The organism is Singulisphaera rosea, assembly GCF_054877945.1.
In genome coordinates, this window is record NZ_JBTYIP020000010.1 from 98,470 (window position 1) to 115,511 (window position 17,042).

14 protein-coding genes are annotated in these 17,042 nt (G+C 65.6%); 8 read left to right on the plus strand and 6 right to left on the minus strand.

Going from position 1 to position 17,042, the window contains the following annotated elements:
• Window positions 1-190 precede the first annotated feature (190 nt).
• Window positions 191-1,399: an ABC transporter permease gene (locus ACYOEI_RS18385; protein ID WP_462851004.1), complete on the plus strand. Its 1,209-nt coding sequence runs from the start codon at window positions 191-193 to the stop codon at window positions 1,397-1,399.
• Window positions 1,400-1,566: 167 nt separating this feature from the next.
• Window positions 1,567-2,322, plus strand: coding sequence for an ABC transporter ATP-binding protein (locus tag ACYOEI_RS18390; RefSeq protein ID WP_462851005.1), 756 nt, complete (start codon window positions 1,567-1,569; stop codon window positions 2,320-2,322).
• Here the strand turns inward: ACYOEI_RS18390 and ACYOEI_RS18395 are convergent.
• Together ACYOEI_RS18395 and ACYOEI_RS18400 are read right to left on the minus strand one after the other, a co-directional pair.
• Entirely contained in the window at window positions 2,236-3,219 is a 984-nt protein-coding gene (locus ACYOEI_RS18395; RefSeq protein ID WP_462851006.1) for an NAD(P)H-quinone oxidoreductase, read from the minus strand. The genes ACYOEI_RS18390 and ACYOEI_RS18395 overlap by 87 nt on opposite strands.
• Before the next feature lie 243 nt (window positions 3,220-3,462).
• Window positions 3,463-4,704 carry an FG-GAP repeat domain-containing protein gene (locus tag ACYOEI_RS18400; protein ID WP_462851007.1) on the minus strand — a complete coding sequence of 414 codons (1,242 nt, stop codon included), beginning with the start codon at window positions 4,702-4,704 and terminating at the stop codon, window positions 3,463-3,465.
• Window positions 4,705-5,110: 406 nt separating this feature from the next.
• Between ACYOEI_RS18400 and ACYOEI_RS18405 the strand changes: the two genes are divergently transcribed.
• The 6 genes from ACYOEI_RS18405 (at window position 5,111) to ACYOEI_RS18430 (ending at window position 12,066) form a co-directional block, all read left to right on the plus strand.
• The gene (locus ACYOEI_RS18405; RefSeq protein WP_462851008.1) at window positions 5,111-7,456 is read left to right on the plus strand and encodes a DUF1553 domain-containing protein; all 2,346 of its coding nucleotides are present in this window, start codon (window positions 5,111-5,113) and stop codon (window positions 7,454-7,456) included.
• The gene (locus ACYOEI_RS18410; protein WP_462851009.1) at window positions 7,446-8,876 is read left to right on the plus strand and encodes a DUF1501 domain-containing protein; all 1,431 of its coding nucleotides are present in this window, start codon (window positions 7,446-7,448) and stop codon (window positions 8,874-8,876) included. The genes ACYOEI_RS18405 and ACYOEI_RS18410 overlap by 11 nt, the downstream gene beginning before the upstream one ends.
• Window positions 8,877-9,139: 263 nt before the next feature.
• Window positions 9,140-9,523: a nuclear transport factor 2 family protein gene (locus ACYOEI_RS18415; RefSeq protein ID WP_462851010.1), complete on the plus strand. Its 384-nt coding sequence runs from the start codon at window positions 9,140-9,142 to the stop codon at window positions 9,521-9,523.
• A gap of 133 nt (window positions 9,524-9,656) precedes the next feature.
• Complete coding sequence (locus tag ACYOEI_RS18420; RefSeq protein ID WP_462851011.1) at window positions 9,657-10,493, plus strand: endonuclease/exonuclease/phosphatase family protein; 837 nt, start codon at window positions 9,657-9,659, stop codon at window positions 10,491-10,493.
• 126 nt (window positions 10,494-10,619) lie between these two features.
• Window positions 10,620-11,324: a class I SAM-dependent methyltransferase gene (locus tag ACYOEI_RS18425; RefSeq protein ID WP_462851012.1), complete on the plus strand. Its 705-nt coding sequence runs from the start codon at window positions 10,620-10,622 to the stop codon at window positions 11,322-11,324.
• A 373-nt stretch (window positions 11,325-11,697) separates the two neighbouring features.
• A complete protein-coding gene (locus ACYOEI_RS18430; protein WP_462851013.1) occupies window positions 11,698-12,066 on the plus strand; it encodes a hypothetical protein in 369 nt (122 codons plus the stop codon).
• A 155-nt stretch (window positions 12,067-12,221) separates the two neighbouring features.
• Here ACYOEI_RS18430 and ACYOEI_RS18435 read toward each other — a convergent pair whose 3' ends face one another.
• The 4 genes from ACYOEI_RS18435 to ACYOEI_RS18450 form a co-directional block, all read right to left on the minus strand.
• Complete coding sequence (locus ACYOEI_RS18435; protein WP_462851014.1) at window positions 12,222-12,692, minus strand: four-helix bundle copper-binding protein; 471 nt, start codon at window positions 12,690-12,692, stop codon at window positions 12,222-12,224.
• A 214-nt stretch (window positions 12,693-12,906) separates the two neighbouring features.
• Window positions 12,907-14,319 carry a hypothetical protein gene (locus ACYOEI_RS18440; RefSeq protein ID WP_462851015.1) on the minus strand — a complete coding sequence of 471 codons (1,413 nt, stop codon included), beginning with the start codon at window positions 14,317-14,319 and terminating at the stop codon, window positions 12,907-12,909.
• A 265-nt stretch (window positions 14,320-14,584) separates the two neighbouring features.
• Window positions 14,585-16,210: a S8 family peptidase gene (locus ACYOEI_RS18445; protein ID WP_462851016.1), complete on the minus strand. Its 1,626-nt coding sequence runs from the start codon at window positions 16,208-16,210 to the stop codon at window positions 14,585-14,587.
• Window positions 16,211-16,486: 276 nt separating this feature from the next.
• A complete protein-coding gene (locus ACYOEI_RS18450; protein WP_462851017.1) occupies window positions 16,487-17,005 on the minus strand; it encodes a DUF2721 domain-containing protein in 519 nt (172 codons plus the stop codon).
• Window positions 17,006-17,042: the final 37 nt, after the last annotated feature.

The following is a 17,042-nucleotide window of genomic DNA, read 5'->3' on the forward strand; positions in this document are numbered from 1 at the left end:
GTCGATCGGACCGCCAACGCCGAGGATGGGCCGGGATCGCGCAGGGGGCCTCAAGGAGTCCCCTTGGCCGAATCGCCAGAATCGCTATAATCCTCGTTTGATGCCTCATTAGAGCGCCTTCCGGGCCGAAACCGGCCTCGAGGTTACGTTCTCAACGCTTTGCGGTCTTTGGCAGGGGATGGACGGAGCCATGGGATCGTTTGCCTGGCGGAACCTGATGACCCGCCCTTTGCGCACGGCGCTCGCCCTGATCGGCCTGTCGGTCCCGATCCTTGGGGTCATGGGGCTGTTCAGCGTGTCTCGAGGCCTGCGGAACATGGTGGGCGACACCTTGAGCCGCGTCGAAGGGCTGATGGTCGTCCGGCAGAACATGCCGAGCCCCGTCCTCAGCGACCTCCCCACCAGCCTCGTGGCGAAGGTCCAGGCGATCCCCGGCGTCCGAATCGTCGCCCCCGAGATCTGGAAGATCGCCCCCCCGCTCGAGGGCATGGGCATGTTCCAGAGGCTCGCCAAGGGTAAGGGCATGGGCTCGTTCCTGGATCAGCCCGTGATCCAGGGGCAGGACATCGAAGCCCACCGCCATCTCAGGAGCGCGGTGTATCCCAAGGCAGTCCAGGAGCGTGGCGAGGGCCGATTCCTCGTCCCGGAGGACAAGGGGAAGTCGAACATCGTCATCAGCCGCAAGATCGCCCTCGAATACCCCGACGCCAAGGGGAAGCCCAAGAAGCCCGGCGACGAGCTGAAAATCGCGGGCAAGCCGTTCAAGATCGTCGGGATCTACGAGACAGGGTCGCCGCTCCTCGACGTCGTGATCGTCATGGACATCGACTCGGCGAGGAATTTGCTCGGATTCTCGAAGGAGAACGTCTCGAGCATGTACGTCGAGACGAACCAACCGGGGCATAACGACGACATCTCGAAGGCCATCGAAGACGCCTACCCCGAGGTCGACGCCCGGAGCATGAACGAGTTCATGACCAACTTCGGGTCGCTGATGGGCCAGGTCGACAAGTTCCTGATGATGACCGTCAGCCTCGCGCTCCTGGTCGGGATCGTGGGCATCATCAACACGATGCTGATGAGCACGACCGAACGATTCATCGAGTTCGGGGTCCTCCGGACGAACGGCTGGTCGCAGGGGAACATCCTGACGCTCGTGACGCTCGAGAGCGCCTACCTCGGCCTGCTCTCGGGGATCGCCGGGTGCGTGCTCGTGCTGGCCGGGACCTCGATCGCGAATCAATTCATCTCGGGGGGGATGCGGCTGGATGTCCCCCTGTGGCTGCTCGGCCTGGGGATCTGCCTCTCGATCGTCACCGGCATGCTCGGCGGCCTGTATCCCGCCTGGCGCGCCGCCCGGCTCGTGCCGATGGATGCGATCCGGGTCGGTTCCCATTGATCGGATTGGATGTCTCGAATTGACTCCTCGTCGGGTGGGCCTGGCCCACCCCCACTGAACCTCGACAAGCCGGCGATGGCGCGAAGGGCCGAAGGTCGGAGCCGGGGCCTTTCGGCGACACAGGGACTCCGGGCCGGGATCGCTCGACGGACTAACAGGGTGCCTTGATGATAGACGTGGTCGACGTACACAAGTCCTATCGCAGCGGCGACCGCTCGGTCGAGGCGCTCCGAGGGATCCATTGTCGCGTGCCCAAGGGGCGATTCGCGTTCATCGTGGGGCCGTCCGGGTCGGGCAAGAGCTCGCTGCTCTACTTGCTCGGGGCGCTCGATCGCCCGACGTCGGGGTCGATCCTGGTCGAAGGCCAGGACCTCACCCGGATGAACGAGGCCGAGCAGAACGCCTACCGCCGCGACCGCGTCGGCTTCATCTTCCAGTCGTTCAACCTGATCAGCAACCTCACGGCTGTCGAGAACGTCCTCGTCCCCTTCCTCCCTCGAGGCTTGACGCCGGAGCTGAAGCAGAAGGCGGCCGACCTCCTGAGGGAAGTGGGGCTCGGCAATCGCCTCGACCACCGCCCATACCAACTCTCGGGGGGAGAGCAGCAGCGCGTGGCGGTCGCCCGCGCCCTGATCAAGGACCCGATCCTCGTCCTCGGCGACGAGCCGACCGGCGAGCTCGACTCGAAGACCGGCGACGAGATCTACAAGATCCTCCGCCGGCTCCAGCGCCAGCGCGAGACCACCCTGATTGTGGTCACGCACGACCGACGATTCATCACCCCCGACGACCTCGTGCTCGAGATCCAGGACGGCCTGCTCAAGACCGACGGCCTGTCAGAGTCGCAGGATGACCTTGCCGAAGCCCAGGTTGGATTCGACCCGCATCTGGGCCGCTCGGAAGTCATCGAAGGCGAAGGTTGAGTCGACGATCGGTCGGACCAGCCCGCGCTCGAGCCAGGGGACGACGCCGTCGGCGAAGCGCCGGGTCACCGCGATCTTCTCCTCCAGGGGCCGAGCCCGGAGCGTCGTGCCCACCACGCTGATCCGGTTCCGCAAGATCGCGGCCAGGTCGACCGTCGCCTTCCCCCCGCCGAGCAATCCGACCACGACCAGGCGCCCTCGAGTCGCCAGGCACTCGAGGTTGCCCGCCAGGGCCGAGGCGCCGAGGAAGTCGATGACCACGTCGACGCCGTGTCCGCCGGTCTCGCGCCGGACGGCTTCGGCGAAGTCTTCGGCCGTGGGGTCGATCCCGACGTCGAGGCCGAGTTCCTTGGCCTTCTGGAGCTTCTCCGCGGTGCGAGAGGTCCCGAGCACGGTGCAGCCCATCGCCCGCGCAATCTGCACCGCCGCCGAGCCCACGCCACTCCCCACGGCATGAATCAGGACCCGCTCGCCGGCCCGAGTCCCCGCCTGAGTCTCGAGTGCGTCGTGGGCCGTGTAGAAGACCTCCGGGACCGCCGCCGCCTGGACGAAGTCGAGGTTCTCCGGCACCGGCACGACCATCCGCTCGTGGCTCACGACATACTCCGCCTGCCCGCCCCCGCCGACGATCCCGAAGACGCGATCCCCCACCTTGAGCGTCCCGATCACGTCCGGCCCGAGCGCCTCGACCTCGCCGGCAAACTCGAGCCCGGGGATATCCTTCGGGACTCCCTGAGGCGCCGGGTAATTTCCCCGCGCCTGCATCAAATCCGCACGGTTCAACCCGCACGCCCTGACCCGCACGAGCACCTGCTCACCCCGGGGCTCGGGCTTGGCTACTTCGCGAATCTCCAGGGCCTCGGGGCCGCCGACGGTGGTGATGACGATAGCTTTCATCGGAGGGATGGGTTCCCTGGCCACGGATGGGACATGAATGAAACACGAAGACGATTTAGCCACGGATTGAACACGAATGAAATTAAATAAAATTCAAATTCAACAATAGATTCATTCTTTATATTAAAATAAAAAGAGGGAATGAATTTTAATCCCATTCATCCCTCTTTTCTCCATTTAATCTGCGATCATCTGCGTCATCTGTTGATAAAAATCCCTGACATTCTTGCCTCCCATCTCTCCTCACTTCGCCCGATTCCAATAGATCCTGACGTTATGAGTCGAGCGGCCCCCGGCGATGAGGTCGTTGCGGCCGTCGCCGTCGAGGTCGGCGGCGACGAGGTCTTCGGTGCCGACTCCGCCGTCTTCGACGACGTGGCGGGTGAAGGTCAGCGGGGAGGAGCCGGGCGTGGGGTCGTAGATCAGGACGCCGGGACCGGCCGGGGTGCGTTTGGGGTCTTGGCTCTTGTCGCGCTGGCCGACGATGATCTCCTGGTCGGCGTCGCCGTCGACGTCGGCACACCAGACCGCGTGGCCCCACTGGACGGGCTCGTCGATGACGGCGCGATCCCAGAGACCCTCGGCTGAGGAAGAACCGGGCTTGGGCGGGGTGTAGACAACGACCTGGAACCCATGCCAGGGCTCGATCGTGGCGACATAGCGCGAGCCGTCGGCGAGGCGTCCCACCTTCACTTCGCTCGAGCCTTTGAACGGCTTCGACTCGCGGTTGCCCGAGCCGATCTGAGTCTTCGACCAGCGCCCGCTCGAGTCACGCTTCAGGACGAAAACCCCCTCCCACGACGCGACCACGATGTCGTCCCGACCATCGCCGTCGAAGTCGATCAACTGGAGGTTATGCGTCGTGTGCAGGCTCTCGTCGGCGACCTCGACCGGCCAAGGGGTCTTCGTCGGGTCGTCGGGGACCGAGTAAACAAGGATCCTCACCCCCGACCCCGCCCCCCAGTCCGGCCCCTTCGTCCCTCGGCCCTGGAGCGGGGCGACCACCAATTGGGTCTTGCCCGTCCCGAGCACATCGCCCCAGCGGATCCGGTGGAGTGTCGGCTCGGCTCCGATGGGCAAGACTTTCCAGGGCGCATCGCCTTCGCCCGAGCGTTTGAGCCACTGGAGCGTCCCGCCCGTCTTGGTGTTCGTCGGCTGCCAGCTTGCCCCGAGCGCGAAGTCGACCTTGCCGTCGCCGTCGATGTCGCGAGCCTGAATACAGACGTTGTCGCGCTCCGTGGCGTTCTTGATCAGGACGTGCTTCTCCCAACCCGGGTTGGCGTACCAGACCACCGCGTCCTCGGCGACCGCGACGACGTCGAGCTTCCCATCACCGTTCACATCAGCCGTGGTCACGGCGTAGCAGACGTTCCCCACGTGCGGGTCGATCTCTTGCGTGCGGAAGCTCGGGAATTCGGCCGCCGAGGCCGTACCAGACGCAACCAACGCGGCGAGGGCTAGGGACAAGGTGATCCGGGCAAGCACGTCAACCTCCTGACGACGGGTGGAGAGGGCCGTAGGATCCTTTGAGAGGACCGATCGCCCCAGGATGCTCCACGAGAGTGCTTAACGCCAGAAAAAACCGAACCTCGCTCTCGTCGGGAGAGCCCTTCACCACAAAGGCACGAAGGCACAAAGCGTTAAGGGCCCCGAAAGAATGAGTTCTCCTTGGACCTTCTCGTGGGATTCCATTGTGGCTTTGTGCCTTTGTGGTGAACCTTACACAACGCCTCCAGGAAGAACCTCGGAGACTTCCGCGAAGGGTCTCGTAATTTCTCTCCGGTTCCGATAAACCTATTATGGTGAGTGAAACGCTCGCCAACACTCTCCCGCCAAACCTCTCTGCGTGTGTTGATGGATGTTCTCGGCTCTCGGCCCAAGGGACGCCGCAATGCAGTGGGTGAGCCGTCCAGCCTCGATTCGGACGATTTGGTCCCTCGCAGTCACCCTGATCGGAGCCGCCTGGCTTGCCCCGGCAGGCCGCGCCGCGGACCCCGACCCAGGAGAGGGTGCGAAGTTCTTCCGCGACAAGATCGCCCCGGTCCTCGAACGGCAGTGTTATGAATGCCATTCCGCCGGCGCAAGCAAGGTGCGTGGCGGCCTGCGGCTCGACTCTCGTGCGGCGATCCTCAAAGGGGGAGACACCGGGCCGGCCGTCGTCCTCGGCAAAGGGGCGGAGAGTCTTCTCATCCAGGCCCTCCGGCATGAGGACGGCCTGGAGATGCCCCCCGACAAGCCGAAGCTCTCCGATCAAACGATCGCCGACTTCGTGACCTGGGTCGGGATGGGCGCCCCGGACCCGCGCGAGACCGCAGGCCCCGAGGGTCCGGACGAGTCGAACCCCGGACGCACCCACTGGGCCTTCCAACCCGTCAAGAAGGTCGACCCTCCCGCGGTGTCCGACGCCTCCTGGGTGCGGAACCCGGTCGACGCCTTCATCCTGGCCGGGCTCGAAGGACGCAAGTGGACCCCGGCCCCGGCGGCGAGCCGAACGGAGTGGATCCGCCGCGTCTCGTTCGACCTGATCGGCCTCCCTCCGACCCCCGAAGAGGTCGACGCGTTCGTCAATGACCCCTCGCCGTCCGCCGACGAGCGAGTCGTCGACCGGCTGCTGGACAGCCCCCGCTATGGCGAACGCTGGGCCCAGCACTGGCTCGACGTCGTGCGGTTCGCCGAGACCGAAGGGTACGAGTACGACCGCCACCTCCCGGACGCCTGGCGATACCGCGACTACGTCATCGACTCACTCAACCGCGACAAGCCCTTCGACCGCTTCGTCGTCGAGCAGGTCGCCGGCGACGAGATCGCCCCCCGCGACCCGGAACACCTCACCGCCTCGATCTTCCACCGGCTCGGCCCGGTCCGTCGCAACGCCGGCAACCCCGACATCGCCCTGAGCCGCAACGAGGTCCTCACCGAGCGGACCGACGTCATCGGCAGCACATTCCTCGGCCTGACCCTCGGCTGTGCGCGCTGCCATAACCACAAGCTCGAGCCGATCTCCCAGAAAGACTACTACCGCTTCCAGGCGTTCCTCGCCGCGACCGAGGAGCACAACATCGTGCTCGCCCCGGACGCCGAGAAGACCGCCTGGGAGAAGAAATCCCAGACGATCAAAGATGCCATGCAACGCCTGAAGCGCCAGGCGAAGCGTGCCGAAGGCAAGGAACGCGAACGCCTGGGCGAAGAGATCGAAGCCCTGGAAGAGCGGATGCCGGAGCCCCTCCCGACCATCCCGAGCACGCACAACGACTCCAAAGGTCGGACGGCGATCCATGTCCTCAAGCGTGGCGTCTGGGAGAACAAAGGGGAACCCGTCGGCCCCCGCGCACTCAGCGTCCTCCTCTCCGAGGATACCCCCGAGCTCCCCGCCGATGTCCCCGACCCGCGCACTCGGCTCGCCCGATGGCTCACGGAGCCGAGCCATCCCCTGACCGCCCGGGTCATCGTCAACCGGGTCTGGCAGTACCACTTCGGCGCGGGGCTCGTGAAGACCGTCAACGACTTCGGCACCCACGGCGAGCGGCCCAGCCATCCCGAGCTCCTCGACTGGCTCGCCGCCACGTTGGTCGAGAACGGCTGGAAACTCAAGCCGATCCATCGCATGCTCGTCCTGAGCCGGACGTACGGGCAGTCGAGCCGATCGCCCCTCGCCCACGAGGCCGAGAAGAGCGACCCGGAGAATCGCGCGCTCTGGCGGTTCGACCGGCGCAGGCTCTCCGCGGAAGAGATCCGCGACGCCATGCTCGCCGTCTCCGGCCGCTTGAACCTGAAGGCGGGCGGGCCCAGCGTGATGGTGCCGGTCGACCCCGAGCTCGTGCAGCTCCTGTACAAGCCCTCGCAGTGGAAGGTCGCCAGGGAAGCCACCGAGCACGACCGGCGCTCGGTCTACCTGATCGCCAAGCGGAACCTCCGGCTCCCCTTCCTCGAGACCTTCGACGCCCCTACCTTGGCGACGACCTGCGGCCGACGCGTCTCGAGCACCCACGCCCCCCAGGCGCTCGAGATGCTCAACGGCCGGCTATCCAACGACCTTGCCGAAGCCTTCGCCCGCCGCCTCGAGACCGAGTCCGGCGGAGATACGGACCGAGTCGTGGAATGCGGCTACCGACTCGCGCTCGGCCGAGCCCCCTCGGCGGAGGAGCGTACGCTCTCCGTCGCCTTCGTCCGCGAGCAGCCGTTGCGGGAATTCGCGCTGGCCCTGTTCAACCTCAACGGGTTCCTCTATGTCCCTTGACCACGCGCCCCACAGCATCCCCACTCGCACGCGCCGGGAGTTCATCCGAGACGCCTTCTGCGGGTTCGGGGGACTCGCCCTGGCGTCGCTCCTCGAGCAGGAGCAGGTCCGCGCCGGGACGCTCGACCCGCTCGCGCCGAGGCTCCCGCATCAGGCGGCGAAGGCCCGCTCGGTCATCTTCCTGTTCATGGCGGGGGGTCCGAGCCACCTCGAGACCTTCGACCCCAAGCCCCTCCTGGACAAGCTCGAAGGCCAGCGCCGGCCCAAGGAGTTCGGCGAGGCCAAGTACCAGGCGATCCAGCCCAACGCCCGGCTCCTCGGCACGAAGCGGACGTTCCGCAAGTACGGCGAGAGCGGGATCGAGGTCTCCGACCTCTTCCCCCACACCTCCCAGTGCGTGGACGACCTCGCGGTCCTCCGGTCCTGCTACGGCGACATGGTCGTGCACTCGGCCGCCCAGTACGAGCTCTTCACCGGCAGGCTCGTCCCCGGGTTCCCCAGCATGGGCTCGTGGATCCTCTACGGCCTCGGGGCCGAGAGCCAATCGCTGCCGGCCTACGTGGTCATGCCCGACCCCAAAGGTGCGCTCGAAGCCGGCCAGCCGATGTACACCAACGGCTTCCTCCCCGCGATCTACCAGCCCGCGATGTTCCGCCCCGGCGACCGGCCGGTCCTCAACCTCAAGCCCCCCGAAGGGGTCCAAATCGACCAGCGCGGGCGCACGCTCCGGCTCATCCGCGAGTTGAACGAGGCCACGCTCGACCCCGCCGACCACGAGTTCTCCGCGCGGATCAACGCGTATGACCTCGCGTTCAAGATGCAGACCGAGGCCCCCGAGGTACTCGACATCGCACGCGAGCCGCAAGAAACCCGAGACCTCTACGGCATCGGCGTCGAGCCGACCCACGACTACGGCCGCCGCTGCCTGCTCGCGCGCAAGCTCGTCGAGAACGGCGTGCGATTCGTCTGCGTCGTCTCCGGCGGCGGCACCGGCAACCTCCAGTGGGACGCCCACAGCGACGTCGAGGAAAACCACCTGCGCAAGGCCGCCGAGACCGACAAGCCCGTCGCCGGCCTCCTCAAGGACTTAAAACGCCGAGGGCTCCTCGACAGCACCCTCGTCGTCTGGGGCGGCGAATTCGGCCGCTCCCCCGAGGCCGAATCCGGCCGAGGCCGCGACCACCACAACCTTGGGTTCTCCATGTGGATGGCCGGCGGTGGCATCAAGGGCGGCCAGGTCGTCGGCGCCACCGACGCCATCGGCCTCCGCGCCATCGAACGCCCCTACCACTTCCGCGACATCCACACCACGATCCTCCACCAACTCGGCCTCGACCAGCACCGCCTGACCTACCCCCACCTCGGCCGCGACGAACGGCTCACGTTCGTCGAGGGGAAGGTGATCCAGGAGATCGTTTGATCGATCGTTGAAGGGACGTCGAGCCGGACCGCCGGCCCCGTTCGGCGGAGGCGGAACGGGAACCGGCTCGGAAGCGAAGCGCAGGTGCCTCTCCCCCTTCCGCCGCGGCGGACTCCGCAGGCCCGGGAAATGGGGACAGGCCCCCGGCCTCGCCGTCGAGCCGCAAAGGACCAGGACCGAGCGGGCCGGGAGCCAGTCCCCGTTTCCCTCCGACGTGCGCGACCCAACCGGAAATTGCAGTAGCCCGTACTTGGAGGCGATTCGTGCAAGAGGACCGAACCCGCGAGGCACTCAACGAACACTGGCACGCTTCGGCGATCGGAGATATCGACGCGGAACACGAGATCTACTCAGACGATGCCGTCTGCGAATACCCTCAGTCGGGCGAGCGAATCATCGGGCGAGTGAATTTGCAGTCATTGCGAAGCCATCATCCCGGCAAGCCTTCAGGTTTCAACGTCAGGAGAATCCTCGGTAACGGTAATCTCTGGATCACCGAATACATAATCACCTACCAGGGACGACCAACCTACACGGTGAGCATTATGGAGTTCCACGAAGGCAGGGTCGTGCACGAGACGCAGTATTTCGCGGACCCATTCGAGGCTCCGGGCTGGCGGAGCCAATGGGTCCAGCAGACCTCGTGACGCCCCCCGGCCGCGACCGTGCGACTTCATCCGATCGTATTGCATGGTAGGGCCAACGGCGATTTCACTGCTCCCGTGACAATCTCCCCACGATGTTTTAGGCTTGGGCAGCCTTCTACCTCAGGGAGCCGCCATGATCTCGACCCTTCTTGTCCTCGTCGCGTTACATTCGGTGGAGCAGTCCGACGTGCGGGTGATGAGTTTCAACATCCGCTACGGCACCGCCGACGACGGAGAAAACGCGTGGGACAAGCGAAAGACCTTCCTTGTCGAGACGATCAAAACCTTCGATCCCGACCTCCTGGGGACGCAGGAGACGCTCGCCGGGCAGCGTGACTACTTGGTGGCAGGGCTCAAGGGCTACGGCGTGGTCGCCGTCGGCAGGGACGACGGCAAAGACGCCGGAGAAATGGCGGCGATCTTCTATCGAGAATCACGCTTCGAGAAGGTGGACGGCGGGCACTTCTGGCTGAGCGAAACGCCGGAGATTCCGGGGAGCAAGAGTTGGGACAGTTCTTTGACCCGCATGGTGACTTGGGTCAAGCTTCGCGACAAGAGTGCTCCGGACGCGGCTCCGATCGTCTACTTCAACACCCACTTCGACCACCGGGGCCATCGCGCCCGCCTGGAGTCCGCCCGCCTCATCCGCCGGAAGATCGCCGATCTCGAGAAAGGGGCTCGCGTCATCCTGACCGGCGACTTCAACACGGGCGAAGGGACGCCACCACATCAGGCCATTTTCGTCGAGGGGCTCCGCGACACCTACCGGGTCGCCCATCCTACAAAAGCCAGGGGTGAAGGAACGTTCCAGGATTTCAAGGCGGGGTCAACCTCGGGCGCTCGCATGGACTGGATCGGCTGCTCGAAGGAGTGGACGGTAAAGGACGCCGCGATCGACCACACGTCGCGAGATGGTCGCGTGCCATCCGACCATTACCCCGTCACCGCCGTCCTCGGGCCGGCGTCTTGACCCCATCAGGGTTTGCGGTGCCGTGAACGAGGCGACGGCCGAGGCCACCGAACCTCGGCGGACTCGGCCGTGTCTCGTCCCGGCGCAGCCCCGTTCACAAACTCAGGACGCGCGAGACTCTCACTCATGAAATCGACCGTTGAGCAAATCCGGGCCCGATTCGATAGCGACGTGGAGCGGTTCAGCAACCTGGAGACCGGCCAGTCGGCCACGATCGACGCTCCGCTCGTCCTCGAGTTGATCTCCCAGGCCGCGACCGCCTCGAACCCGGGTGCGACGGACCTGCTCGACATCGGTTGCGGCGCGGGCAATTACAGCCTCAAGCTCCTCCAAGGCCTCCCCGACCTCAACATTACGCTGGTCGACCTGAGCCGCCCGATGCTCGAACGCGCCGAGCAGCGCCTCCGGCCCGCGACCAAAGGACACATCGAGACCCTCCAGGGCGACGTCCGCGACCTGGACCTCGGCGAAGCCCGCTTCGACGTCATCGTGGCCGCGGCGGTGCTGCACCACCTCCGGACCGACGCAGAGTGGGAGGCCGTCTTCACCACGTTCTTCAAGGCGCTCCGCCCCGGCGGATCGATCTGGATCTCCGACCTGATCGAGCACACCTCGACCGCGATCCAGGAGATGATGTGGCGGCGCTACGGCGAGTACCTCGTCGGCTTGAAGGACGAGGCCTATCGCGACCACGTCTTCGCCTACGTCACCCAGGAAGACACACCCCGACCGCTCATGTACCAGCTCGATCTCTTGCGCAAGGTAGGGTTCCGCCAGGTCGAGCTCCTGCACAAGACCAGCGTCTTCGCGGCCTTCGGCGCGTGGAAATGATCAACGATCCGGCATCAGGCTGAAGTTCGCTGCGAATGGAACAGGGACAAGAGAAGGCAATCTTGTCCGCAGATGACGCCGATGGGCGCAGATGGAATCATTGAAAATCTAAAAATTCATCTGCGTCCATCGGCGTTATCTGCGGATCTTTTCTTGTCTGTTACCCACTTAAACCATTGCATCATCTAAAAACAAACGTATAACGCTATTTTTTCCAAAAGGTTCTAGGTCGATGCTCCCCGATTTCTCGGCCCAGTTTCAGCGTGGCGGAGTGAGCCGGCTCCATTTTCGAGCACGTGGCGGGTCCAACTTCGTTCACGATGTGCATTTTCTCTCTGGGTATCTTCACGACGGGCGATTCTCGGCGGCGGCAGTGACTCGACGCGGCAAGAAACTGAGTATCGCCGTCGAGCGCGATTGCTGGGAGCTCGGCTTAATCCATCGCCCGGAGTCGTCGCAGCTTTATATCGCGAAGTCACGTCTTACCGTCGGCCCTGTCTCGTCCGTGCGCTGGGACATCGACGACCCCTCATGCTTTGACGACGAACTATGGATCGAGAGTATCTATCTGGGGGCTCCCTACTGGGAAACCCCCGAGGCCGGCGAGCTCGTGATCTCGGCACCACACGGCGGTTGGAAGCTCAGCATATCGCTCGCCGAGGATTTCGGAGACATTCGCCTCGATGACCTGGAGATGCCGTATCTGTTCTCGGGCAAGGCCCCCGACCCTCGACCGCAGTAGGGCCTGTCTCCCTGGCTCATCTTGGATCAACCCAAACCGCGAGGCGCCACCAGTTCGGCTGAGATAGACTCCAACGCAAGACCGCCTTGGCCAGGACTCGTGATCCTGATCAAGGCGGTGCGGTGCGATCTTGCAAATCCGGATCTCTCGGCGGGTCAGTTCGCGGTAGGCGAGTGGCCCTGGTGCTTCATGTGCGCGACCATCGCCATGCAGGACCGTTCGCACTCGCGAAGCTTCTCGGCGGCGGCCTTCATCTCGGGAGAGTCGAACTTCGAGACCTCGGCCACGGTCGTCTTGCACGCCTCGGCGCAGGCGTGGCAGGAGTAGGCCATGAGGGAGCTCTGCTTGGCGATCATGCACGCCGAGAGGCCGCAGAACTCCGCGCATTCGGCGGCGAGCTTGAGCGACTTGGCATGCTCCTTCTTGCCCGCGGCCACTTCCTTGAAGCAGTGGTTGAACGTCATGTCGCAGGCCTGGGCGCAGTCGGAGCACGCCTTGAGACATGCCTCGTGGACCTTGTCCAAGGTACAACACATGTCGGTACTCTTCTCGTCCGCCTTGGCCGAAATCGCGGCCAGACCGACCGTACCCGCTCCCAAGGCGCCCAGCAATTCGCGGCGATCCATGATGAATTCTCCCTAGTGTTCCGAGTTCGTGTCAGATCCTCAGGCCACACCGATCGATCAGAGTCGAGGTGCGGCCGAGCTTCCCTCGGCAAGGAGTCAAGGAAAGCTCTCGACGTCACTTCCCCTGCAACTCGCGGGCCCTACGGCAGCGATTTTGCCATCGACAGGGATTCGACAGGTCTTGCGGGATTTACCTCGGCTGCGGATCGCCGGTTCAGAGATCCCAGACTCGGGAGCCGTTCAGGAAGCAGGAGATGACGCCGTCTTCGCTGATTTTCAAGACGGGGCCGAAGGTGCTGGCGACGAGGGCGGCGGTGGTGCGGGCGCCTTCGGCGGCGACGGTGGGGGGGAGGCTGGAGGCGTCGTGGCGGAGGATGGCACCAAACGCGAGGAGCTTGCCGGAGCGGTCGGTGACGAGGGCGCCGTCGAGGCCGCCGAGGGCTTCGAGGACGGACGGGGCAAGTTCGGTCACGTCGCGGCCCCGGGCGAGGTAGTGCAGGGCGCGGCGGGCCAGGGGGTCGTCCAGGGTCAGCTCGGGGGGAGGGCCGCAGGGGACTTCCGAGGTCAAAACATCGTGCGGGGGGACCAGGCGGCCGATGGCCGAGGCCGGGTCGTTGACGACGACGAAGAGGCCGCCCTGGCGGCTCTCGGCGAGGTCGAGGGCGGTTTGGAAGAGGACCCGGGCAAGCTTCGGTTGGGAAGTGGCCGCCTCCCAGACCGCGAACTTCGAGGCCGGGTCGTGGATCCGCCAGCGCCCGTGGGCGAACACGAACGACTGGAGGCCGCCGTGGAAGAGCTTGATTTCCTGGTTCGGGCTCAGGACGAGGCAGACGTGGCCGCCCGACCGCGTGGCCTTCGCGTGCGAGGTGTAGGCGCGGGCACAGGGGACGACGGAGCCCCCCGCGCCGGGGACCTCGGCCGCCCAGCGGTCGACGTCGATGATGTCGGCGAGCTTCCCTTCGCGGTCGACGAGGAAGAGCGTCCTACGGCCGTCGCAGAGCCGGTGCATGCTCTTCAACCCGGTCAGCTCGACGCCGTAAGGGAGGGCATCCGGAGGCGTCTCGGGAATCCGGTGGTCCGGGTCGTCGATCGGGCCGAGGAGGAGCGCCCCGGTCGAGACGCGGCGGTTTTCGTAGGTGGACAGTGCGGCCGTCCGCAGGGTGAGGATCGTCGAGGCGATCCGGCTCGGCCGGGCCGCCGCCGGCGCGTACGCCGAGGGCTCGATGAAGGCCGCCACGTAGTGGTCTTCCGAGCCGCCGCGGAAGAGCTCGAGCCGGGACTCGTGCGCCACCTGGAAGAGGTGGTGGTAGCGCAACGCCAAGACGGCCCCGATGGCGCGGATCATCCGACGGTCGTGCGGCGTGAACCGGCCGCCCCGCGAGGTCAAACGATGCCGGCGGCCGAACATCTCGACCTGGAGCGAGCCGTCCGGGTCCTCGAGATCCTCGGCGAGATGGAAGTCCGGGCCCGACTTGACCTTGACCGGAACACGGTCGCCATCGACCGGCTCGAACCCGCATTGGGGATAGAAGGCGAGCAGGTCGCGCCGGAAGACGCCGACGAACAGCTCGGCCACCGCCAGGGCGTCGCGGAGGCTCGGCGACGTGGGGCGCATCGTGATGATCATGGCTCGCTCCTCCGTGAGCTTGTCCTTCCCCACCGTTGGACCGAGATCATACCGCCGCCCCCCCGTCGGGGGAAGAGTAGAGTCCTCGCCGTCGGACGCGGTCAGCTCGGCCAGAAGAGCATGGATGAGCCTGTTCCGAAACCCGGTTTTTTCTTAAGAACCGGGTTTCCGTGGGCCAGACGTCGAGATGCAGGGGAGAGGGTATCGGCGTCGAGAGGGCAGAAATCCGGCTTTTCAGAAAAAAACCGGGGTTCGGGGTAGACGCTCAGGCTCCGCCTCGACGGTTGAAGGCCCAGTGGGTGATCAGGGCGTGCTTCGTGTCGAGCGTCGCCCTGATGTGATTGGCGACATCCGACCGCGACATCCCGCTCTCGAGCAAGGCGAGGAAGGGGTGGTCGGTCGAGGCGTTCCGCGTACCAACGAGTTGACGCCCACCCATTTCTTGATACGACGCCGCCCGGACCAGCGTGGGGTTCGGGTGGTGGACGGCGAGGTTCGCGACCTCGCGACGGTGGAGGAACCGCTTCGGGAACCGGACGCGCTTCGGGAATCGATGTCGAGGGACCGGAGCGTGGCGACGGAACCGCGCGGCCTTACGGCTCGACTGGGCGATGTGGACGAGGAACGCCTGATAGGGCGTCGTCTCCTGGGACGCCGCGCTATTGCCGCTCGACGGCGTGGCCGCCGCCGCCCGGACTGCGTTCGCGGCGTCCACGATCCCTCCGGTGGAGGTCTTGCCGGCGAGCGCGGGGGCGGCCTTCACGGTCGACTTGATGTGCTCCACGACCTGGATCGCCGTCCACTCGGGATGGAGCCCGACGACCAGGGAGACGACCCCGGAGACATACGGGGTCGCCATCGAGGTCCCGGAGAGGGTGCCGAAGCCGCCGGGGACGGTGCTCAGGATGTTGACGCCGGGCGCGGCGAGGGTGACGCTGCTGGCCCCGTAGTCGGAGAAGCTCGCCAGGTTCCCCGAGGAATCGACGGCCGCGACCACGATCTCGTTGGGGAGGTTGTAGGAACCGGGGTACGACGGCTTGACGTCGCTGTTGACGCCGTCGTTGCCCGCCGCGGTTACGAACACGGTGCCGAGGGATCCGGCGTAGGCGATCGCGTCGGCCAGGGCCGCGGAGTAGGTGCCGCCTCCCCAGCTCGCGTTGATGACCCGGGCCCCGTGCTGCGCGGCGAAGTAGATCCCCGCGATCGCGTTGCTCGTCGAGCCGTTGCCGGCCGAGTCCAGGACCTTCACCACCATGATCCGGGCGTTCCAGTCGACCCCCGCGACCCCGATCCCGTTGTTGCCGGTCGCCGCGAGGATGCCCGTGACGTGCGTGCCGTGGCCGTCGTTGTCCTGGACGTTGCTGTTGTTCGAGACGAAATTCCAGCCGTTGACGTCGCCCGAGTAGCCGTCTGACCCGGCCGTCGGGTTGACCCAGAGCCGACCCGCGAAGGCCGGGTTGCTCAGGTCGAGCCCGGTGTCGAGCACCGCGACGATCACCGAGGAGCTCCCCTGGGTCACGCTCCAGGCCGCGGGGGCGTCGATCTGGGTCAGCCCATACTGTTGATTATAATTCGGGTTGTTCGGCGTGACGTCCGTCTCCTGGATCGTCCCGTCGTCCTCGGCATAGAGGACGTAGGGGTCGGCCTGGAGCCACTGGAGCGCCCGGGTCGAGTCGACCCCCGCACCCAACGCGATGACGCTCGGCCCGTCGGGGAACGACTCCACCACGGTCGCCTGCAGCGTGGTCAAGGCGGTTTGGACGCTCGACTGGGGAGCGTCGGCCTTGAAGCGGACGAACAGCTCAGTCCCCGTGTCCGCGCTGAGCAGAGCGCGGATCTCGAGGACTTCCAACCGGGGCGCATAGGTCGCGCGTTTGGCCTTGCGTGCCATGGGCAGGGTGTCTCGTCAACGAGGCCGAAATCAAAGGGGAAAGGCAATCGCGGGCGTACGCGACGGACGGTCCGGTTCAACCGCGTTCCGTTACGTCTTGAGTCGATCGTATTTTAATAAAGAGTGTACCCCGCCGAATCGTCATTTTCCATTTTTGCATTCGCTTTTTCGAAACCGGCTCACATCTCCGGACCGCTAGCCTCCGATCGGTCGAGCGTCGGGATGCAGGGTCGCGAACGCGGCGAGGCGCCATCGCCGGGGCCCGCCGGAGGGTGTTCAGTTGCCCTCGAAGCAGCCCGTCCCCTCGGACTTGCGACGCGAGTGGAGTTCGCGAAAGAAGCGGATCTCGAGCCGGTTGCTCCGCAGGGCCTCGAACGCCTCGCGCACGAGGTTCACGCAGGCCACCAGCATCAGGATGACCCCCAGGACGGCCGTGGCGGTCGGGACGGCCACCAGGCGATTCTCGAGCCAGACGTCCAGGGCCAGGGCGAGGCTCGTCCCGACGAACGCCCCGAACGCGAGGTAGAGCGCCGTCAGCGCGAACCGGATGCGGTCGCCCCGCAACACCAGGCGGTCGAGCTGGTCATGGACGTGGGCCAAGCGGTCCTTGGGGTAATCGAGGTCGCTCGCTCCCCGGCAGAGCTTGTCGCCCAGGTCGTTGAGGACGCGGATGCGATCGACCACGCGGGACATCCGGTTCGACGTCGAGATGATCAGGGAACCGTTGGCGGTCAGGAAGATCGCCGGCGTGATCATGGCAGAGAGTGTGGCGTAACTGGGCAGGCTGACGGTCATCGCGCAAACGAGCTCCGAAGTGACGGCCTCGGCCTCA